Annotated in this window: 19 protein-coding genes, 1 tRNA gene and 2 pseudogenes; 5 read left to right on the top strand and 17 right to left on the bottom strand. The window is 63.7% G+C overall.

The genetic code is table 11. The annotated features are described in order from the left end of the window. Positions 1–43: 43 nt before the first annotated feature. The 9 genes from recO to rpoZ all read right to left on the bottom strand — a co-directional run bounded on the left by recO (position 44) and on the right by rpoZ (position 8,317). The gene (gene recO, locus QQL28_RS07785) at positions 44–793 is read right to left on the bottom strand and encodes a DNA repair protein RecO (RefSeq protein WP_284263031.1); all 750 of its coding nucleotides are present in this window, start codon (positions 791–793) and stop codon (positions 44–46) included. A 137-nt stretch (positions 794–930) separates the two neighbouring features. Continuing rightward, the gene (locus QQL28_RS07780) at positions 931–1,311 is read right to left on the bottom strand and encodes a hypothetical protein (protein WP_284263029.1); all 381 of its coding nucleotides are present in this window, start codon (positions 1,309–1,311) and stop codon (positions 931–933) included. Positions 1,312–1,333: 22 nt separating this feature from the next. Beyond that, the gene (gene era / locus QQL28_RS07775) at positions 1,334–2,260 is read right to left on the bottom strand and encodes a GTPase Era (protein ID WP_284263027.1); all 927 of its coding nucleotides are present in this window, start codon (positions 2,258–2,260) and stop codon (positions 1,334–1,336) included. Continuing rightward, positions 2,250–3,065 (bottom strand): ribonuclease III, encoded by an 816-nt coding sequence (rnc, locus tag QQL28_RS07770; RefSeq protein WP_284263024.1) that lies wholly within the window; start codon positions 3,063–3,065, stop codon positions 2,250–2,252. The genes era and rnc overlap by 11 nt, the downstream gene beginning before the upstream one ends. After that, the gene (lepB, locus tag QQL28_RS07765) at positions 3,062–3,823 is read right to left on the bottom strand and encodes a signal peptidase I (protein ID WP_284263022.1); all 762 of its coding nucleotides are present in this window, start codon (positions 3,821–3,823) and stop codon (positions 3,062–3,064) included. The genes rnc and lepB overlap by 4 nt, the downstream gene beginning before the upstream one ends. Positions 3,824–4,075: 252 nt before the next feature. Beyond that, the gene (gene acpS, locus QQL28_RS07760) at positions 4,076–4,495 is read right to left on the bottom strand and encodes a holo-ACP synthase (protein ID WP_284263019.1); all 420 of its coding nucleotides are present in this window, start codon (positions 4,493–4,495) and stop codon (positions 4,076–4,078) included. After that, the gene (locus QQL28_RS07755; RefSeq protein WP_284263017.1) at positions 4,492–5,244 is read right to left on the bottom strand and encodes a pyridoxine 5'-phosphate synthase; all 753 of its coding nucleotides are present in this window, start codon (positions 5,242–5,244) and stop codon (positions 4,492–4,494) included. The genes acpS and QQL28_RS07755 overlap by 4 nt, the downstream gene beginning before the upstream one ends. Positions 5,245–5,420: 176 nt before the next feature. Further along, positions 5,421–7,712 (bottom strand): RelA/SpoT family protein, encoded by a 2,292-nt coding sequence (locus QQL28_RS07750; RefSeq protein WP_284263015.1) that lies wholly within the window; start codon positions 7,710–7,712, stop codon positions 5,421–5,423. 212 nt (positions 7,713–7,924) lie between these two features. Beyond that, complete coding sequence (gene rpoZ, locus QQL28_RS07745; protein WP_027522935.1) at positions 7,925–8,317, bottom strand: DNA-directed RNA polymerase subunit omega; 393 nt, start codon at positions 8,315–8,317, stop codon at positions 7,925–7,927. A 326-nt stretch (positions 8,318–8,643) separates the two neighbouring features. On the opposite strand from rpoZ, the gene QQL28_RS07740 reads away from it, so the two are divergent. Both QQL28_RS07740 and QQL28_RS07735 read left to right on the top strand, forming a co-directional pair. Continuing rightward, positions 8,644–9,288 carry a LabA-like NYN domain-containing protein gene (locus QQL28_RS07740; protein ID WP_284262999.1) on the top strand — a complete coding sequence of 215 codons (645 nt, stop codon included), beginning with the start codon at positions 8,644–8,646 and terminating at the stop codon, positions 9,286–9,288. Continuing rightward, on the top strand, positions 9,269–9,943 hold the full coding sequence (locus tag QQL28_RS07735) for a uracil-DNA glycosylase (protein WP_284262997.1): 675 nt from the start codon (positions 9,269–9,271) through the stop codon (positions 9,941–9,943). Before QQL28_RS07740 ends, QQL28_RS07735 begins: the two co-directional genes overlap by 20 nt. On the opposite strand, the gene QQL28_RS07730 is transcribed toward QQL28_RS07735, so the two are convergent. The 4 genes from QQL28_RS07730 to dapA form a co-directional block, all read right to left on the bottom strand. Further along, the gene (locus QQL28_RS07730; protein ID WP_284262995.1) at positions 9,940–10,521 is read right to left on the bottom strand and encodes a peroxiredoxin; all 582 of its coding nucleotides are present in this window, start codon (positions 10,519–10,521) and stop codon (positions 9,940–9,942) included. The two genes, QQL28_RS07735 and QQL28_RS07730, sit on opposite strands and share 4 nt — an antisense overlap. 4 nt (positions 10,522–10,525) lie before the next feature. Further along, positions 10,526–10,999 (bottom strand): SsrA-binding protein SmpB, encoded by a 474-nt coding sequence (gene smpB / locus QQL28_RS07725; RefSeq protein ID WP_284262992.1) that lies wholly within the window; start codon positions 10,997–10,999, stop codon positions 10,526–10,528. A gap of 74 nt (positions 11,000–11,073) precedes the next feature. Continuing rightward, complete coding sequence (mscL, locus tag QQL28_RS07720; RefSeq protein ID WP_284263561.1) at positions 11,074–11,490, bottom strand: large conductance mechanosensitive channel protein MscL; 417 nt, start codon at positions 11,488–11,490, stop codon at positions 11,074–11,076. Positions 11,491–11,545: 55 nt separating this feature from the next. Next, on the bottom strand, positions 11,546–12,436 hold the full coding sequence (dapA, locus tag QQL28_RS07715; RefSeq protein ID WP_284262991.1) for a 4-hydroxy-tetrahydrodipicolinate synthase: 891 nt from the start codon (positions 12,434–12,436) through the stop codon (positions 11,546–11,548). 281 nt (positions 12,437–12,717) lie between these two features. Here dapA and QQL28_RS07710 point away from each other — a divergent pair, with 281 nt between their 5' ends. After that, positions 12,718–15,102 carry a transglycosylase SLT domain-containing protein gene (locus QQL28_RS07710; RefSeq protein WP_284263558.1) on the top strand — a complete coding sequence of 795 codons (2,385 nt, stop codon included), beginning with the start codon at positions 12,718–12,720 and terminating at the stop codon, positions 15,100–15,102. Positions 15,103–15,131: 29 nt separating this feature from the next. Here the strand turns inward: QQL28_RS07710 and QQL28_RS07705 are convergent, their stop codons facing one another. The 4 genes and pseudogenes from QQL28_RS07705 to QQL28_RS07690 form a co-directional block, all read right to left on the bottom strand. Next, positions 15,132–15,449: a DUF3551 domain-containing protein gene (locus QQL28_RS07705; protein ID WP_284262988.1), complete on the bottom strand. Its 318-nt coding sequence runs from the start codon at positions 15,447–15,449 to the stop codon at positions 15,132–15,134. Further along, positions 15,434–15,796, bottom strand: a pseudogene (locus tag QQL28_RS07700) (O-linked N-acetylglucosamine transferase family protein); the annotation flags it as partial. The pseudogene QQL28_RS07700 and the gene QQL28_RS07705, both read right to left, overlap by 16 nt. Positions 15,797–15,975: 179 nt before the next feature. Continuing rightward, a complete protein-coding gene (locus QQL28_RS07695; RefSeq protein WP_284262986.1) occupies positions 15,976–17,478 on the bottom strand; it encodes a porin in 1,503 nt (500 codons plus the stop codon). A gap of 642 nt (positions 17,479–18,120) precedes the next feature. Then, a tRNA-Ser gene (locus tag QQL28_RS07690) sits at positions 18,121–18,214 on the bottom strand. A gap of 302 nt (positions 18,215–18,516) precedes the next feature. Here QQL28_RS07690 and QQL28_RS46095 point away from each other — a divergent pair. Continuing rightward, positions 18,517–19,101 (top strand): annotated as a pseudogene (locus tag QQL28_RS46095) (tetratricopeptide repeat protein); the annotation flags it as partial. Positions 19,102–19,278: 177 nt separating this feature from the next. Then, entirely contained in the window at positions 19,279–20,526 is a 1,248-nt protein-coding gene (locus QQL28_RS07680) for an O-linked N-acetylglucosamine transferase, SPINDLY family protein (RefSeq protein WP_284262980.1), read from the top strand. The last annotated feature ends 61 nt before the right edge of the window (positions 20,527–20,587 follow it).

The raw sequence follows: 20,587 nt of genomic DNA, 5'->3' as shown, positions 1-20,587 counted from the left end.
AATCTGATTTGGTTCCGCGCGGCAATGCAGAGCCGCAATGCGCTCATGGTGAGGCGATTGCCCTCGCCTGCTGCCGCGTCAACGCATTGAGGAAGCCGCTTCTTGCGTCCGAATGGCCCTGCCCGCGCGGCTCCAGCACGTGGCGGAGCAGGAACAGGCCGGTGAGCCGAAAGCCATCCTGGAGGTCCTGGTCCGTGAGCTCGCTCGCGGCTTCGCCATGACGCAGGAATGGCGGCAGGCGCAACAGCCGGTCGCGCCATGGCTCGCCGGCGGAGCGCGACACCGCGCCGCCGGATTTCGGCGAAACGTAGATCAGATCCGTGGTCTCGCCGGTCACCGCGCAATTCTCCAGCGCGAGGCCGAAGCCGAGCTCGGCGAGCATCGCGAGCTCGAAATGGATGATGTGCACGGCGGCCCCGCCGATGTCGTCGAAGTCATCGAGCGCGTGCTCGAGTTGTGCAAAGATCTCCTCATGTGGATCGCGCTCGGGCAACAGCCGCGCCAGCGAGGCCAGATGCGTCACGCCATAGACGCCGTGCGAGGACGCAAGCAGCCCCGCAGCCCGCAACCGCAGGCCTTCGATCGCATAGGTGCCGAGATGCTCGTCCAGCCGCGCCCGCCACACCGCGCGCACGCTGTTGCCGGGCTGGAGCAGCGGCCGCAGCCGCGAACTGGCGCCGCCGCGGACGAGCCCGAGATGCCGCCCGCGCGCGCGTGTCAGGAGCTCGACGATGGCGCTCGTCTCGCCATGCCGCCGTACCCCCAGCACGATGCCGTCATCGGTCCATTCCATGGGATAGAGTTTAGCGGATTCCGTTCAGTAGCGCAGCGCTCTCTCCTGGTCATTCCGGGGCGATGCGAAGCATCGAACCCGGAATCTCGAGATTACGGGTTCGGCTCTACGAGCCGCCCCGGAATGACGGACTAGGTTCACGCGTTGAACCAGCCCTGCGCGTCGCCGGTGAAGGAGAAATACAAGCCGATCGTCGTCAGCACGCATGACACGATCTCTATGCCGCTGTCGAGCTCGACGCCCTTCTCGCCGATGATCTGCGCAAGCGAGATCACCGACAGCACGAGCGCCGCCCCCAGCACCCAGCGCGGCCAGTTCTTGCGCTTTTGCGCCGCCAGCCAGACGAAATAGACCAGCAGCAGGATCATCCCACCGGCGATCAGCGTCGCCGTCGTGATCATCTGGTCCGTCATGTCGGGGTTCGGCGTGCGGTCCTGGAACGCAACCGACAGCGCATCCAGCATCAGCGATGCGTAGAGCAGCACTTCGAAGCGCAGGACGTTGCGGGGCACGCTCATCACCAACCCATCTTCTTCTTGTTCATTCTTTGGGGAATTCCAGGCCCATTTCCCGATAGCGGTCGGGATCGTCGCCCCAGTTCTCGCGCACCTTCACGAACAGGAAGAGATGCACGGGCACGCCGAGAATGTCGATGAGCTCTTTGCGCGATTCCGCGCCGATCGACTTGATGGTGGCGCCGCTCTTGCCGAGCACGATCTTGCGCTGGCTCTCGCGCTCGACGAAGATCGTCTGCTCGATGCGCACCGAATTGTCCTTGCGCTCCTCCCATTTGTCCGTTTCGACCGTGGATTGGTAGGGCAATTCCTGGTGCAGCTTCTGATAGATCTTTTCGCGCGTGATCTCGGCAGCTAACTGCCGCATCGGCGCATCCGACATCTGGTCCTCGGGATAGAGGAACGGACCCGGCGGCACCATCTCGGCGAGCGTCGTGCGGATGTCGTCGACTCCGTCGCCCGAGATCGCCGCGATCATGAAGGTCTTCGCGAACGCCATGCGCTCGTTTGCCGCCTGCGCCAGCGCAAGCAGCTTCTCGCGCTGGACCAGGTCGACCTTGTTGATGACCAGGATCTTCTCGTGCTTGACGCTCGCGGCCTTGGCGAGGATCGCCTCGGCCTCCTCGTCCAGGCCGGCCTTGGCATCGAGCAGCACGCAGACCAGATCGGCGTCATGCGCGCCGCTCCAGGCGGTCGACACCATGGCCCGATCGAGCCGCCGCTTCGGCGAGAAGATGCCGGGCGTATCGACCAGAATTATTTGCGCATTGTCCTCGATGACGATGCCGCGGATCAGCGCCCGCGTCGTCTGCACCTTGCGCGAGACGATCGTGACCTTGGCGCCGACCAGCGCATTGACCAGGGTCGACTTGCCGACATTGGGGGCGCCGATCAGCGCCACGAAGCCGCAGCGTGTGGCGGCGGGCGCCTCGCCGCTTGTTTCAGCCGTCATTGCCACCGCCAACGCCTTCGCGTTCGATCATGACGGAGGCCGCGACCTTCTCCGCCGCGCGCTTGCTGCCGCCGATGCCTTCCGCCGATGCCAGCCCCGGCAGATCCACGGCGACGCGGAACTGCGGATCGTGATGCGGCCCGGTGCGCTCGACCTCGCGATAGACCGGCGTCGGCAAGCCCTTCCCCTGCGCCCATTCCTGGAGCACGGTCTTGGGGTCGCGCAGCGGCCGCCGGGGCTTGTGCATGCGCTCGGTCCAGTTGCGCTTGACGAACTCGGCCGCGGCCGCATGCCCGCCGTCGAGATAGATGGCTCCGATCACGGCTTCGCAGATGTCGCCGAGCACGGACTTGCGCAGCCGCGCGTCCGCGGCGGGACCGACGCTGCCGAGCTTGATGTCCTCGACGAGGCCCAGCAACTTCGCAACGTCGGCGCAGCTCTCCTTGCGCACGAGCTCGGCGAGACGCTTGGACAGCTCGCCTTCATCCGCACTCGGAAAGGCGTGATAGAGCATGTCGGAGACGACGAGCCCGAGCACGTGGTCGCCCAGAAATTCAAGCCGCTGGTAGCTGTCGCCGCGCTTGCGTCCCGACTTGAGCGCGGACACGTGCGTGATCGCCTGGATCAGCAGGTTCGGATCGGCAAAATTGTGCCCGATGCGCGCCTCGAGCGCCGCATTCGCGCCCTTGGCCTTGCCGCTCCTCGCCCGCTTCTTCTTTGCAGGAGCTTTGGGAGCAGCTTCGGCGTCAGGGCTCGCAGCGGCCTCGATCGGTTGAATTGCGATGTCCTTGGCTTCGTCTTTCATCGGACGATTTTGAACATTCGGTTCCAGCGCACCGCCCAGGGCCAACGCCAGAACATCCAGGCGTGCTCGCCTTCGGCGATGGAGAAGAAGATCATCTGGGCACGGCCGATCAGGTTCTCCTGCGGCACGTAGCCCACCGCCGACTGCACGCGGCTGTCGGTCGAATTGTCACGGTTGTCGCCCATCATGAAGAAATGGCCGGCCGGCACCGTGTAGACGTTGGTGTTATCGTAGAAGCCGTTGTCGACGCAATCGAGCGTCTCATAGGTGACGCCGTTCGGCAGCGTCTCCTTCCAGCGCTTCACCCGCGCGGTGGCGTCCGACGAGCCGCAGGGGTCTTCGCCGACGAAGTCGCTCAAGCGTTCGCGCTGCACCGGCACGTCGTTGATGTAGAGCAGCCCCTCCCTCATCTGGACGCGGTCGCCGGGCAGCCCTATCACGCGCTTGATGTAGTCGGTGGTGTCGTCCTTCGGCAGGCGGAACACGACGATGTCGCCGCGGTTCGGGTCCGAGCCGAAGACGCGTCCCGAGAACAGCGGCGGCGAGAACGGGATCGAGTAATGGCTATAGCCGTAGGAATATTTCGACACGAACAGGTAGTCGCCGACCAGCAGCGTCGCCTTCATCGAGCCGGAGGGAATGTTGAACGGCTGGAACAGGAAGGTGCGGATCACCAGCGCGATCAGGAGAGCGTGGATGACGACCCGGACGGTTTCGCCGACGCCGCTCTCAGATTTGGTTCCTGAAGTCACGCTCATTGCTTTCCCAATTCCGGTCCCGCGGTCACGGAACGCCCGTTCCCGCGCATAGCCCCGTCGCTTTGCGGCGTAAGGAGATTGTCCTGATTCTGATAGTGAGGGCGAATTCCGGCGTAAAGCTGAATTCGCCCCGGGCTGACATTGCGCCGGCGAACTTTTAGACGGTTGTCGCCAACCACGCAATGAAGGGTCGCATCAACAATATATAAGATATTGAATTTGTTATATTATTTTAATTTCAGGGCTGGCAGATCAAGGTTTCGCCAGCGGTATGGCGGAAATGATGACGAAGGCCTGGGCGAGCGGCCAGTCGTCGGTGATCGAAAGGTCGATCCGCGCCTCGAAGCCCTCCGGCGTCAGCGCCTTCAGCCGGGCCAGCGCCCCGCCGGTCAATTGCATGGTCGGCCGCCCCCCGGGCAGGTTGACCACCCCCATGTCGCGCCACCAGACGCCGCTCCGGATGCCGGTCCCGAGCGCCTTGGAGCAGGCCTCCTTGGCGGCGAACCGTTTGGCATAGGTCGCGACCACCATCTTCTCGTTCTTGGCGCGGCGCTCCGCCTTGGCGCGCTCGGCCTCGGTGAAGATGCGGTCGAGGAAGCGTTCGCCATGGCGCTCGATCACATTGGCGACGCGGGTGATGTCGATCAGGTCGGAGCCGATGCCAATGATCATGCCTTGCTCCGGCCGCGGTCCATTGCGGCGCGCATGCTGCGCACCGTTTCGGCAAGGCCGACGAACAGCGCCTCGCCCATCATGTAATAGCCGATGTTCAGCTCGACGATCTCGGGCAGCGCCGAGATCTTCTCCGCCGTCACATAATCGAGCCCGTGACCGGCATGGACCTCGAGGCCCGCGGCGCGCGCCAGCCTGGCGCCGGCCACGATGCGCTGCCATTCGGCCTCGGCCTTGTCGGTGTGCCCGTCGACCACGGCGTCGCACCACCCTCCGGTGTGGATCTCGATCACCGGCGCGCGCAGCCGCGCCGCCATCTCGATCTGCGCGGGGTCGGCGGCGATGAACAGCGACACGCGGATGTTGGCGTCGTTCAGCCGCGCGATGAAAGGCGCGAGCGCATTGTGCTGTCCGACCACATCGAGCCCGCCTTCGGTCGTCACCTCCTGGCGGCGCTCCGGCACCAGGCACACCGCATGCGGCCTGGTGGCGAGCGAGATGCGCAACATGTCGTCGGTCGCCGCCATCTCGAAGTTCAGAGGCTTGGAGATTTCCGCCTTCAGCCGTGCCATGTCCTCGTCGCGGATATGCCGGCGGTCTTCGCGCAAATGTGCGGTGATGCCGTCGGCGCCGGCCTCGATCGCCAGCAAAGCAGCGCGCACCGGATCGGGATTGCGGCCGCCGCGCGCGTTACGCAGGGTCGCGACATGGTCGACATTGACGCCGAGGCGAAGCGGAGGAACGGGCATAGCAAGACTCACAAAGGTGACATTACTCAGCTCGTCAGGCGCGGGCTTGACCCGCGCATCCATCCTCTTCGAGGAGATGGGTTGCCGGGTCCCGGCTCCGCGAGGTCTTCGCCGGGCCTTCAGTATCGGGCCGGCGAAGCTTTACGCGTAGACGGCAAGCCCGGCAACGACGAGCTTCATCCATTAACACGTTCGACGCGGGCGACGACCGCCTTCGCGCGCAACTGGGCTATGATCGCGCTCAGGTGCTTCAGGTCATAGACCTCGAGATCGATGGTCGTCTCGGTGAAGTCCGGCGAGCGGCGCTGCATGCTGATATTGTCGATATTGCCGTCGTGCTCGGCGATCACGGTCGCGATCTGTGCGAGCGCGCCGGGCTCGTTGACGTTCTCGACCTTGATACGGGCCGGGAAGCGCTGCGGCGTGGTGTCCTCGATGTCCCAGCGCACGTCGAGCCAGCGCTCCGGCTCCTCCTCGAAATCCTTCAGGGCCGACGCCTGGATCGGATAGATGGTGATGCCCTCGCCCGGGGTGACGATGCCGACGATGCGGTCGCCGGGCACGGCCCCGCCGTTCGGCGCGAACTTCACCGGCAGGTCGGAATTGATGCCGCGGATCGGGATCGCAGCCGGGGGACGTGGCGTCGTCCCTGGCACCACGGTCTCCTTGAGCTTGGCGGCCAGCCCCTTCTTGGCGTAGCGCCCGACCCGCTCTTCCTTGTAGTCGGGATACATGGCCCGCGCGACGTCGGAGGCCTTGATCTCGCCGCGGCCGACCGCCGCCATCACGTCCTCGATCGAGGAGCGGGCAAGGCGCGGCAGCGCGCCCTTCAGCTTGTCGTCGGCGTAGTCGATCTTGGCACGCTCGAACAGGCGCTCGACGATACGCCGGCCGAGGCCAGCATACTGGTCGCGCACCGCGGTGCGGGTGGCGCGCCGGATCGCCGCGCGCGCCTTGCCGGTGACGGCAAGCGATTCCCAGGCCGACGGCGGCGCCGATTGCGCCTCCGAGGTCAGCACCTCGACCTCGTCGCCGTTCTGAAGCTCCGAGGACAGCGGCGCGAACTTGCCGTTGATCTTGCAGCCGACCGCGCTGTTGCCGACGTCGGTGTGAACGGCATAGGCGAAGTCGATCACGTTGGCATGGCGCGGCAACGCGATCAGCTTGCCCTTCGGGGTGAAGCAGAACACCTGGTCGTGGAACAATTCGAGCTTGGTGTGCTCGAGGAATTCCTCGGGGTTGGCGCTCTCGGACAGGATGCCGACGGTGTGACGCAGCCAGGCAAAGGCGTTGGACTCGCGCTTCAGGAATTCGGTCGGCGAGCCGGCATCCTCCTTGTAGAAGACGTGCGCGGCGATGCCGCGCTCGGCGATCTGGTCCATCTCCTCGGTGCGGATCTGGAGCTCGACGCGCTGGTTGCCGGGGCCGATGACCGTCGTGTGGATCGAACGATAATCGTTCTGCTTGGGCGTCGAGATGTAGTCCTTGAAGCGGCCGGGCACGACCGGCCAGGTGGTGTGGACGATACCGAGCGCGCGGTAGCAGGCCTGGACGTCGTTCACCACGACGCGGAAGCCGAAGATGTCGGACAATTGCTCGAAGCCGACCGACTTGCGCTCCATCTTGGTCCAGATCGAAAACGGCTTCTTGCGGCGACCGTAGACCCGCGCGCCAAGGCCCCTGTGGCGCAGATTGTTGGAGAGCTGAGCCTCGATCTCACCGATCAAATTGCGGTTGCGCTCGGCCAGTGCATCGAGCCGCTGCATCACCACGTTGTAGGCTTCTGGATCGAGCGTGCGGAAGGACAGGTCCTCCAGCTCCTCACGCATCTCCTGCATACCCATGCGGCCCGCGAGCGGCGCGTAGATGTCGAGCGTTTCCTCGGCGATCCGGCGCCGCGATGCCGGCGGCACGAATTCCAGCGTGCGCATGTTGTGCAGGCGGTCGGCGAGCTTGACCAGCAGGACGCGAACGTCGTCGGCGATCGCCAGCAGGAGCTTGCGCAGGTTCTCGGCCTGCTTGGCCTCGCGCGACACCAGCTCCAGCCGCTTCAGCTTGGTCAGGCCCTCGACCAGCGCGCCGATCTCGGAGCCGAAGATCTGGTCGATCTCGGCGCGCGTTGCCTCGGTGTCCTCGATCGTATCGTGCAGCAGCGCCGCGACGATGGTGGCGTCGTCGAGCTTCAGGTCGGTAAGGATCGCCGCCACTTCGAGTGGGTGAGAGAAGTACGGATCTCCCGAGGCGCGGGTCTGCGAACCGTGCGCCTTCATCGCGTAGACGTAGGCGCGGTTCAGCAGGTCTTCGTTGGTGTTCGGGTTATAGGACCTGACGCGCTCGACGAGGTCATACTGCCGCATCATCCGCGCCCGCGGCTTCGCGGGCCGCGCCGCTGTCGGCGCAGTCGGGGCTACGGCGACCGAATCGGTCGCTGCCTCCATCTGCGTAAATCTGCGACGCCGATACACCATGCCTTCCTGCCTTCAAACGGACCAGCGGAGGGCCCGTTGTATACATATCTTAACGCCGATCTCGCGCGCGTCCGACATAATCGGAAACAAGCTCTCGCAAGCACTTCGCGCGATGCTATGGTAACCACGAAAAGGTCAACAAAAGCAAAGGCCCGAACGCGGGTTCGGGCCTTTGATGAAATCAAAATTTCGTCGGCGCGGCGCCGGGACGATTACTCGTCCTCCTCGGGCTGCTCCTCCGGCGGCGCAAGGCCCTCGAGGCCCTTCAGGAGCTCCTCTTCCGTCATGCGTTCGACAGCAACCTCGGTATCGTCGGCATCGACGCTGGCGCCAGCGGAACCGATCAAAGGCACGGTATCGGGCTCAGGCTCGTCCACCTCGACGAATTTCTGGAGGGAGTGGACCAGCTCCTCGCGCAGATCCTCCGGCGAGATGGTCTGGTCGGCAATTTCGCGCAAAGAGACAACAGGGTTCTTGTCGTTATCCCGGTCAACCGTTAGTTGTGAACCGGACGAAATCATGCGGGCGCGGTGGGCGGCCAGCAGGACGAGGTCAAACCGGTTATCGACCTTGTCGATGCAATCTTCTACGGTGACGCGAGCCATTGGACTGTCGCTCCGCTCTTGGGTGTGTCAAAACATGTGGATGATGCGCGCTAGTTATAGAGGCCGGGACGGTTTCGCAAGATCATTTTGTGATTTGGCCTCGCCAAACGCCTCTGATAACCCCAAATTGGGGTTAGAATCGGCGTTTCCCGGGTCGCCAAGGAGGGCGGCGCCGGACGGGCCGACCGCCATAACTATACCTTGGTTTGCCCCGACTTCTCCGGATTTACTGTTTCGACGGGTTTTGGCAGCCTCTTGATCTGCGCGGATTGCTGCCGTCGCGCCAACAATAAACGATTGAACACGAACACTACGCGAGCAACTGAATGTCACTTTCTCCGACCAACAAGATCGCGCTCTTCATCGACGGGGCCAATCTGTACGCGACGGCAAAAACGCTGGGTTTCGATATCGATTACAAGCGCCTGCTGAAGGAATTTCAGAGCCGCGGGACACTGCTGCGGGCGTTCTACTACACCGCCATCATCGAGGATCAGGAATACTCCTCGATACGTCCGCTGATCGACTGGCTCGACTACAACGGCTACACCGTCGTCACCAAGGCGACGAAAGAATTCATCGACGCCAGCGGCCGCCGCAAGGTCAAGGGCAACATGGATATCGAGCTCGCGGTGGACGCCATGGAGCTCGCCGAGCACATCGACCAGATGGTGCTGTTCTCCGGTGACGGCGATTTCCGCTCTCTGGTCGAGGCCGTGCAGCGCCGCGGCGTGCGCGTCACCGTCATCTCCACCATCGCCAGCCAGCCGCCGATGATCGCAGACGAGCTGCGCCGCCAGGCCGACGTCTTCACCGACCTCGTCGAGCTCCAGTCCAAGCTGGGCCGCGACCCGTCCGAACGCCCGGCTCCACGCGAGCGTGGCGACCGCGAAGCACGTCATCACGCCCCGCAATTCCTCCAGCGCGCGACCACGATGGCGCCGAGGGGCGATGACGACTTCGACGAGTGAAGCGGCCCGGTCAAGCCGCCAGGCCCCCACCGTCGTACCCGACCGTGACTGCCCGCTCTGTCCGCGTCTGGTCACCTTTCGCGAGGCGAACCGGACGCGTGAGCCGTCCTGGCACAACGCGCCGGTTGCGCCCTTCGGCGACGTCAAGGCGCGACTGCTGATCGTCGGTCTCGCACCGGGGATGCAGGGCGCCAACCGCACGGGTCGCCCGTTCACGGGCGACTATGCCGGCGACCTGCTCTACGCAACGCTGATCGAGTACGGTTTTGCCAAGGGGACCTATCAGGCACGGCCCGATGACGGCCTGAAGCTGGTCGACTGCCGGATCGCCAATGCGGTGCATTGCGTGCCGCCGCAGAACAAGCCGTTGCCGGCAGAGATCAACACCTGCCGCCGCTTCCTCGCCGCGAACCTCGAGACGATGCCGAACTTGCGCGCCATCGTCGCGCTGGGACGGATTGCGCACGATACCGTGCTCAAGCCGCTGGGCCTGAAGGGCGCGCAGGCGCCGTTCGGTCACGGCGCGGTGCACCAGGCGAGCGCGTTCAAGCTTTACGACAGCTATCACTGCTCCCGCTACAACACGAACACCGGCGTGCTCACGCCTGACATGTTCCGCGGCGTGTTCGCGAAGGTGAAGGCCGACCTCGATTAGAGCTTGACCGGATTGGCCTTCAGCCAGTCCAGCACGTCGCCTGCATTCCGATCTGGCGGAAACACCGGATAGAAAACGTGCGTGATCTTCGCGTCGTCGATGATCAGCGCAAGCCGCTTGATCAGCGTCAGCCCGACAACCTCCATCGTCGGCAGGTTGAGCGCGCGGGTCAGCTCGAGCTTCTCGTCCGACAGCACCGGGAACGGCAGATGCAGCCGCGAGGCCATTTCGGTCTGGTAGTCGTTGCTCTGGGTCGAGAGCCCGAACACGTGGGACGTGCCCGCCGCCTTCAGCTCGGCAAAGAGATCGCGGAACGCACAGGTCTGCGGCGTGCAGCCGCGCGCGCCGGGGATCATGTCCCAGTCGTCGACCAGCGCGATCTTGCCCGGCTCACCGGTGCGCGGATAGCCGAACACCACGATGCGGCCGCGGAGCGCCGACAGCGTCACTGACGTATCGTCGGTCGCGCGCAGGCTGACCGGCGGGATCGTCATGCCCTTCAGATGCGCCGCGCCGCCGTCGTCTATCGGCGCCGGGATCTTGCTCCAGTCGACCTCGAGCAGGTTTCTCTGGTTCATCGCCTCATCCCCTCGCCCGCATCAGCCGGCCCTTCTCCCGGCCCCAGTCGCGCTTCTTCTCGGACTCGCGCTTGTCGTGCAGCTTCTTGCCCTTGGCGATCGCGAGCTGAAGCTTCGCGCGACCGCGCTCGTTGAAGTAAAGCTTGAGCGGGATCAGCGTCATGCCTTCGCGATCTACCGCGCCGATGAGCTTGTTGATCTGCCTGCGGTGGAGGAGCAGCTTTCGCGGCCTTTTGGGCTCGTGGTTGAAGCGATTGCCCTGGAGATATTCGGGAATGGTGGCGTTGATCAGCCAGATCTCGCCGTTCTTCGAATCCGCGTAGGATTCGGCAATCGTGCTCTTGCCGCTACGGATCGACTTGACCTCAGTGCCGGTCAGCGCAATGCCGGCCTCGACCGTGTCCTCGATCGCATAGTTGAAGCGCGCCTTGCGATTTTCCGCCACGACCTTGATGGGGCGTTCGTTCTTGTCGGCCATCGTAGTAAAAAACCTGGCAGAAAAACCTGAGCAGGATGCGCGCGCACGCTAACAGTTTGGATGAGGCGCGCGCGTCAAGACTTCTTGAGAAGATCGCGGATCTCGGTCAGCAGCTCAACCTCGGCTGAAGGCTTCGGCGGAGCGGCAGGCGCCGCTTCCTCCTTGCGCTTCAAGGTGTTCATCGCACGGATCACCAGGAACAGCACGAAGGCAACGATGATGAAGTTGATCGTCAGCGTGAGGAAGCTGCCCCAAGCCAAGACGGCACCCTGCTTTTTCGCATCAGCCAAATTGGTGGCGGTGACCTTGCTCGACAACGGGGTGAAGTAGTTGGAGAAGTCGAGCCCGCCGGTGGCCGCGCCGATCATCGGCATGATCACGTCGCCGACCAGCGAATTGACGATGGCGCCAAAGGCCGCGCCGATGATGACGCCGACCGCGAGGTCCACGACATTGCCCTTCATGGCAAACTCGCGGAACTCCTTGAGCATCTGCATGCCCTTTTCCTCGACCTTGCTCATGAACCAATCCCCCCGGATGTTGACGTCAGTTGATCAGGCCCGCATGGACCATGGCGCTGCGTACCGCGACGCGGGTCGGCTCGGACACCGGCACCATCGGCAGCCGCAGCGTCTCGTCCAGCTTCCCGAGCAGGGACAGCGCATATTTGATCGGCGCCGGATTGCTCTCGATGAAGAGATTGTTGTGCAGCGGCATCAACTTGTCGTGCAACTTTAAGGCGGTTGCGTGGTCGCCCTTCTGCCAGGCGGTGTGGAATTCCGAGCACAGGCGTGGCGCGACGTTGGAGGTCACCGAGATGCAGCCATGGCCGCCATGCGCCATATAGCCGAGCACGGTCGCATCCTCGCCCGAGAGCTGGTTGAAATCCTCGCCCATCGCGGCGCGCTGCTGCGAGACCCGCACCATACTGGCGGTGGCGTCCTTGACGCCCGCGATGTTCTTCAAATCCCACAGCCGCTTCATCGTGTCGACCGACATGTCGATCACCGAGCGCGGCGGGATGTTGTAGATAATGATCGGAATTCCAATCGCATCGTTGATCGCCTTGAAGTGCTGGTAGAGCCCTTCCTGGGTCGGCTTGTTGTAGTAGGGCGTCACCACCAGCACGGCATTGGCGCCCGCCTTCTCGGCGTGCCGGGCGAGCTCGACGGCTTCTTTGGTGGAGTTGGAGCCGGCGCCGGCGATCACGGGCACCCGCCCCTTGGCCTCCTGGATGCACCATTCGACGACCTTCTTGTGCTCGTCGTGGCTGAGCGTCGGGCTCTCGCCGGTGGTGCCGACCGGAACCAGGCCGTGGGTGCCCTCGGCGATCTGCCAGTTGACCAGCGAGCGGAACGCGCCCTCGTCCAGCGAGCCGTTCTTGAACGGCGTGACCAACGCGGTAAACGACCCCCGGAACTTCGTCTTCGCTGCCATGGGCTTCCTCCGTACGCGTGCTGGCCTGAAAACAGGCCTCTTTCATATCGGGTCTAACGGGCCGGTAAAAGGCCCGGTCCAAGGTGACGCACCGTTTAGGCCGCGATTTTGCCGCGGTGATGGTCCAAACACGGCCGCGGTAAGCAGCTGTTGGTATTTTGTCCGCATATTCAATCAAATACAGCTAGGTCTTGAGCCATTTGACTGATTCGGGGCGACGAACCGCCGTGACCTCCTTTCCGCGTGCCGCATGGCGATTTGTCGGTCTGGCCGCGTGCCTGATGGCCGGCCTGTCGATCGGCTGCGTCGCCTTGGCCAAGTCCAACGAGACGACGACCGAGGACACTGCGAACGGAACCGCAAAGCCAGCCGCCAAATCAGCCACCAAGCAATCCGCTAAAGACGCGGCGAAGGGAGCTGTCAAAGGATCGGCCAAGGAAGCAGGCAAAGAAGCAGCCAAGAGCACCAGCAAGGCAGCTGCTCCCGCCTCCACTAAGGACGCTGCGAAAAAACCTGCCGCCAAAGATGCCGCGAAGGACAAGCCGAAACCCGCAGCTGCGGCCGCCACTCCAAAATCACGACCGGCCGCCAACGCGTCGCCTCCCCAGGCTGCACCGGCCGTGACGGCCACCGTCAGACCGTCCGCCTCGGCCCCCGCCTCCGCCAGACCGGTCGCAACGCCAGTGCTGGCGCCTGCGACACGCCAGCACGCTGCACCGCGCAAGCCGGTCACGCCGGCCGCAGTTGCTGCGACCTCGTCGACGTCGCAAGCCGATAAGGACACGCTGGAGAACGTCATCGAGCTCGTGCGCAAGCGGAAGCCGGGCGACGCCACCAGTTACGCGGATTCGATTTCCGATCCCGTCGCACGAAAGCTAGCGGAATGGATCATCCTGCGCAGCGACGACAATGGCGCAAGCGTGGAACGCTACCGCGCCTTCATCAGCGCCAATCCGAGCTGGCCGTCGCAAACCTTCCTGCGCCGCCGCCTCGAAGCCGCGATCTGGGACGACCGGCGCGAGGACCAGGTCGCCTGGTCGTGGTTCGAGAACGAATCCCCGGTCTCCGCCAAGGGCCGCTTCTCGCTCGCCAGGGCGATGCTGGCGCGCGGCGATCGCGCCAACGCCGAGCGGCTCGTGCGCGAAGCCTGGCGCAGCGACCCGATGTCGGAGGAGACTGAGAACAACGCGCTCGACCAGTTCGGCGCGCTGCTCACGCCGGGCGACCAGAAGGCGCGGATGGACACGCTGCTCTACGGCAGCGAGCACGAGGCCGCGCTGCGCGCCGCCAAGCGGCTCGGCGCCGGCTACGTGGCGCTCGCCAAGGCGCGCATCGCCTCCTACAAGAAGGCGCCGAACACGCGCGCCTTGCTCGAAGCCGTGCCGCATGAACTGCACGGCGATCCCGGCTTCATCTTCAGCAAGATCCAGCTCCTGCGCCGCGAGGAGAAGTTCGCGGAAGCCGCGCAACTGATGCTGTCGGCGCCGAAGGATCCGAACCGGCTCTACAATCTCGACGAATGGTGGATCGAGCGGCGCCTGATCTCGCGCAAGATGATCGACACCGAGGAATTCCGAAGCGCCTATCTGATCGCGCGCGACGCGGCCCTGCCCTCGCGCGACATCTACAAGACCGAGCAGGAATTCACCGCGGGCTGGATCGCGCTGCGCTTCCTCAATGATCCCGCGGCCGCCGCGCAGCACTTTGCCCGCATTGGCGTCGGCAGCGTCAACCCGACCACGCTGGCGCGCGCCGGCTATTGGCAGGGCCGCGCGGCGGAAGCCATGGGCCGCCAGCAGGAAGCGCGCAACGCCTTTGCACGCGCGGCCGAGCAGTCGACGAGCTACTATGGCCAGCTTGCGCGGGCAAAGCTCGGCCTGCCGCAGATCGAGCTCAACAGCGCGCCGCGCGGCCGCGGCGCCGAGCGGCTGGAGATCGTGCGCGCCGCGCAACTGCTCTACGAGCTCGACGAGCGCGATATCGCGATCCCGATGCTGGCCGACATGGGCGAGAACGGCGATCCCGAGGCGCTTGCCGGCCTCGGCGAGCTGACCCAGCGCTACAGCGATGCCCGCGGCATGCTGCTGGTCGGCAAGGCCGCGCTCAACCGCGGGCTGCCCTTCGACTTCTACGCCTATCCGGTCAACGGCATCCCGCAATTCACCCAGATCGGGCCCGAGGTCGAGCGCAGCATCGTCTACGCGATCGCGCGGCAGGAAAGCGCGTTCAATCCGGCGGTGGTGTCGCCGGCGCAGGCCTACGGGCTGATGCAGGTGACGCCGGACGCTGCGCGCTACGTCTGCAAGCGGCACGGCGCGACCTACGACCTGTCACGGCTGAAGAACGATTCGGTCTACAACGCCACGCTCGGCGCAGCCGAGCTCGGCGGCCTGCTCGAGGACTACCGCGGCTCCTACATCATGACCTTCGCCGCCTACAACGCCGGCCGCGGCAGCGTGAAGAAATGGGTCGACCGCTACGGCGATCCGCGCGAATCCAAGATCGACGCGGTGGACTGGGTCGAGCTGATCCCGTTCTCCGAAACGCGCAACTACGTGCAGCGCATCATGGAGAACCTGCAAGTCTATCGTGCGCGCTTTGGCGGCGGCACGCGGCTGCAAATCGATGCCGACCTGCGCCGGGGCTCAGCCGGCAGCGTGGAATAGTCGCTCGGCGTTACGGTCGACTTCGACCGTCACCACATCCTGGTTGCAGCCGGCCTGCCGGCGGGAGCGCGGACAGCGCCCGTTGTCATCGGCTCGGACCAGTAGGGGTTGGTCATGCACATGGCCGACAATCCCGCCGCAGACGCCTTGCAGGCCTCCCAGGACGGATAATTGCAGTACATGGTGCTGCTGCCACCCCACTCCCATTTCTGGAGGCAGACGGGATAACGAGGGTCGTAGCGCTGAGCCAACGCCGGCGCAGAAGCCATGATCGCGGCGCCAGCGACGGTCGCCGCAGCGAGCGCACCAACCATCGCTTTGGTTCGAATTGTCAAACTGCTGTACATGTTCGGAGACTCCAGTGCCGCTCTCGATGGGAAAGAGCCGGCTCTTTTGACACAATATACGCCGCCACGAGCGCAAAGAAAAACCCACGTGGGTTCCTTGCGGTGGTGTGCGCGTTGTCGTTGTAGCGCAGCGCGTCGAGGAAAAGACCTTCCGGCCGGCGTCTCGCCAGATGATCGGCCGTCGAAGCGACGCGCGTCGCAAAGACCAGACGTTTGGGGTCAACACCGCTCGCTTCGGCCTCTCGTCTCAAATTGTTTTGTGCGACCTCATTGGCAGCAGAGAGCCAGAGAACAGATCCCTCGACTTTCTTCAGAATACGAATCCAGCTCTGAAATGTCGCTGGATTAAGCTTGTAGGCATTCCCTCAGCACCTGCATATGAGCCCATACAGGTCGTCGCGGCTCGAGCTAACGACCAACACTTCAGCCTCCGTTCGACCGGCCGGAGCGTGTAGCGACCAAAAAGCAAAATCCCCGGCGGTTTCCCGCCGGGGATCCTGTTACATCCGTCGTTAGACGGACGATATCAGAAGTTACGCTGAGCGCGGAGGAGCAGGGCCAGCGAGTTCTGGTCCTTCAGCTCGTACACAGCTGCCGGCTTGGCGGTTGCAGCAAAGGCCGGGAGCGCAATCGTGCCCGAGTACTTCTGGTCCAGATGCGACCAGCTCAGGTCCGCCGTGAACGCCAGGTTCTTGACCGGGGTCCACACGGTGTTGACACCGATCACACCGAAGTTGAAGTCAGGGTTGCAGGTCGCAGTGGTACCGAACGCGGCGACGAAGTTGCCGCAAATCAGCGACTTGCCCGTATTGCCGTACTGCGCTGCGCCGTAGCCACCATAGATGGCGCTCGCCCAGTTCGGGTTCCAGTTGTGGGTATAGCCGCCACGGAAGCCCCAGGTCTTGACGGTATCGATGCCGGTACCGAGACCGAAGACGCCGTCAGCAAGAGCGGCGATACCGATGCTCTGGTAAGCAATGCTACTACCGCCGTACATGAAGAAGGTCTGCGGGAACAAGCTCTGGAAGTTGTAGCGAGTCGCGCCATCCGTGTAGACGGCCTGCAAGTTGATCGAGTCGCCAGGTCCGGTCGGGATGTTCTTGATCGACAACGAACCCTGAACCGCCCAGCCCCACTTGTCACCCGGATGGCCGGTGACTTCCGTGGTGCCATAGTAGCCAGGGTGCATGTTATGTCCAACAACCGACAACTGGGCCAGACCCCAGGCCTGGTCGACGCGGATCGCACCGACGAGATCGGGAACGCGCGTTCCACCCCAATCGTTGACACCGTAGGCGCCAGTCGTGAACCCATTGCCGAAAGCAGTAATAATAGCAGCAGGCGTCCCCGCGCCAAATGTGGTGTTAAAGAGGTTCGACTCGCCACCTGCCGACGTCGTTTCATCCTGCAACGCCACCGAAGCGGTGATGCCCTGACCGAAATCAGCCGTATAAGCGACCTGGTTCACACCGGTGACGTGGTTGGAACCGCCGGGCAGCGTATCGGGACCGCCAGCCGGATAGCTCTGCCACGGAGCGTCGAAGATCGAGACCGTGCGGCCGAAGGTGAAGCCAGCGAACTGGATGAACGCATGGTAGAGGCCGAGCGAGGCCGAACCGGTCGAGAACAGCGACGGGCTGCTGCCGGTGACCGAGGTCGTATCCCAGGTGAAGACCATATCGGCGTAGGTGCGAACCACGCCATACTCGGTCGCCGTGCGGGTATCGATCGTGAGATCCATACGGGCGCGGCTGCCCCAGTAGTTGGTCAGACGGTTGTTCGAACCCTGGTTCACGCCTTGCCGGAAACCGTAGTCGCCGCCATTGACCCAGGCGTCGGCGCGAACGTAGCCGCCGAACTTGATACAGGTGTCAGTGCCCGGCATGTAGTAGAATCCGGCACCGTACAGGGAGCAGATCTTCACGTATTCGACCGCCTTGGCCTTTACGGGGAGATCGGCTGCCTGCGCTCCGCCAACGGCGATCAGACCCGCCGCTGAACCGAGCAAAAGGCTCTTAACCAACTTCATGTTAAACCTCCAAGTTTTGCTCTATAGGGAAGGTTCCGGATCCGCTGGGTGATGACACCCTAAGGTTGGTTCCCTTGTCCCTCTAACTCACCGCTTAGTCGCTTCGCGCCTTCGGACACACCCGCATGAACGCGAGGGACTTAAGCGAACCACCTAAAACGGGACGACCTCGGGATGCCCCCCTCCGTCGCCCGGTCACAATTACCGAACGTCCTTGCACACACAACAAAAGAACGCTCCGAACCGGCCCTAGAAAGCGTGTTTTCCAACGGGTGTTGCACAAATAGCACGCAGATGTGATCGCGGCGTGTCTGTAAGTATTTGTTTTCCATATTCTTTTTCGAAGCGGTTCCGAATGCTGCCCAAGTTCGCGCCTTGAGGCGGCGGGGAGCGCTCGCTCGCTGTGACGTCCTTGCGGCGCGCTCGAATCGAAGAATCGGCAAGCGACTCGGAAACGATGCCGGTGATCTCGTCACCGCGTCGTTCGACCACAGGGCGCACCGGCTTTCGCGAACGCGACGCCGATCGCCCGTCCCGCCAAGGACAGAGTCTATTTCCCGCGACGGGCGAACTGCCGCAGGCCGAACTCGTCTGGACTCTATATTGTGCGGGGATTGGAAGCGGCGCGCCGGACTTCACAGCTGGCGGAGACGGAGGGATTCGAACCCTCGATAGGCCTTTACAAGCCTATAACGGTTTAGCAAACCGCCGCCTTCAGCCACTCGGCCACGTCTCCGGCTTTGCCGGGTATGCCCGACCCCGCGGCGAGCCGCAAGCGGCAGAATTGAGGCTAGCGGGTTTCTTTGCACATGAAAGCGGAGCGCCGGCCGGCCGTCGTCACGGCCGCACAGCGGATCGCCATCGCGTCAGTTGGCCGGCGTCAATTTTGTCGCACGCAAAATCTCGGCACGAGCGCGATAGTTTCGTGCCTTACGCGCGAGAGGCGCGGCCGTTGTTCTCTCCAGCAAAGGCGACTAGAGTTTTTGCACCTTTTCGCCAAAGCACAGACCCGTCATCGGGGTCGAGAAACCCAATCACATGTCGCAGCAAAGCCGCAACAAGGGAGCTTCGGCCCCCTCCTCACTCCATCCGTCGGCTATACTGGACCAGGCAATCGCGGCGCACCGTGCGGGCAATCGGTCGGATGCGGAACGGGCCTACACAACCATCCTGAGGGGAAGCAGGACGCATCCAGTCGCACTCCACATGCTGGGGCTGTTGCACGCCGAGCGCGGCAATTTCGCGGACGCCGAGCCATTGCTCAAGAAGGCCGCCCGCGTCGATCCCGGCAATCCCGAAGTTCTTTTCAACTATGCCAACGTGCTGCGCGCATTGAACAAGACGGACGATGCGCTCGGTTGGCTTGCGAAAGCGATTACCCTGTCGCCGAACTTCGCCGATGCGCATCTCAATCGCGGAGCGATCCTGATGGCTCGGAAGGAGTTTCATGGCGCCATCGCGGAATTTGATCGCGCGATTGCGATCGCACCGTCGAGCGCAGCGTTCGCAAACCGAGGCAGTGCGTTTCACCAGCTCGGTCAGCTCGACGACGCGCATGACAGCTACCAACGTGCCGTCGAACTTGCACCGTCGAATCCACAACACCATTTCGTCTTGTCTGAAGTCCTGACCCAAATGGGTCGACACGACGAGGCAATCGGAGCGCTCGAAAGAACGGTCGCTTTGAACAAGGCCTTCCCGTTCGCGTTGAGCAAGCTCGTTGGTTCCAGGCGGCAGCGTGCCGACTGGCGCAGTTTCGAAGTTGAACAGGCCGCCCTGGACGAGGCTGTCGAATCCGGCGTGGCCGTCGACCCCTTGACCTTCTTTCATGCGTCGTCGTCGCCCGCACACCAATTGACCTGTGCGAGGACGTATGTCGCCGAGGTCGCCCCGGAACGAGCTGCGGCGATCCCCGGAACGCCGTCACCGGCTTCCCGGCTGCGGGTTGCGTACCTGTCTGCCGATTTTCGCCGTCACGCCACCGCGCATTTGACGGCCGGACTTTTCGAGGAGCACGACCGCGCGCGCTTCGACGTCAGCGCCATCTCCTATGGACCGGATGACCGCAGCGAGATGCGCGACCGCCTGAAGGCAGCGTTCGAACGCTTTGAAGACGTCAGCCATCTCACCGACGAGGATGTGGTCAAGCTGATACGCCAGCTCGATATCCAGGTCCTCGTCGATCTGGGAGGCTTCACCGCCTTTGCGCGGCCGAAAATCCTTGCGCGCCGGGCGGCTCCCATCCAGGTCAACTATCTCGGCTTTCCCGGCACGATGGGCGCGTCATATATCGACTACGTCATGGCCGACCGGATCGTCATCCCCGAAGGAGAGCAGAAGTACTACGCCGAGAAGGTGATCTATCTCCCCGACAGCTATCAGGCGACCGACGGGAGGCGACCGCCCCTGCCAAATGGTCCGACCCGGAGCGACGTCGGACTGGCGGACGATGCATTCGTCTACTGCGCGTTCAACAGAACGTCCAAGATCACGCCCCCGCTGTTCGATGCCTGGATGAGGCTGCTGACCAAGACCGCCGGCAGCGTCCTTTGGCTGCTTGATGGGGACCCGGTCGCCAGGGAGAACCTGAAGCGTGAAGCCGTCGCACGCGGCATCGCCGCCGAGAGGATCGTGTTCGCCCCACACGTCCCTACCGACGAACACTTGGCGCGCCACCAGCTCGCCGATCTGTTTCTGGACACACTGCCTTACAACGCCCACACCACGGCCAGCGACGCTCTTTGGGCTGGCTTGCCGGTCCTGACCTGCCTCGGCACCGCCTTTGCGGGACGCGTTGCAGCCAGCCTCCTGAATGCTGTCGGCCTTCCTGAGCTAGTGACGCGATCGCTGGACGAATATGAGAGTTTGGCGCTTCGGATCGCGCACGATTCCGAGCTTCGAACCGCCCTCAAGAGCAAGCTGGCGACGCATCGGTCCACCTGGCCTCTCTTCGATACTGTCGGCATGACGCGACACGTCGAAAAGGCCCTCGATGAAATGTGGCGCCGGCATTGCGCCGGCGAAGCGCCGGCCTCGTTTGCCGTCTAAATCTCATCACGAGGTCGCCTCGGACCGATCGCACCGATCGGCCAAAGCTCGTTTTCCTACG

The sequence above is a fragment of the Bradyrhizobium iriomotense genome, assembly GCF_030160715.1.
In the GTDB taxonomy this organism is placed as follows: domain Bacteria; phylum Pseudomonadota; class Alphaproteobacteria; order Rhizobiales; family Xanthobacteraceae; genus Bradyrhizobium; species Bradyrhizobium iriomotense.
Note: the sequence above shows the minus strand (reverse complement) of the source record. Positions and strands in the feature narration are given on the sequence as shown.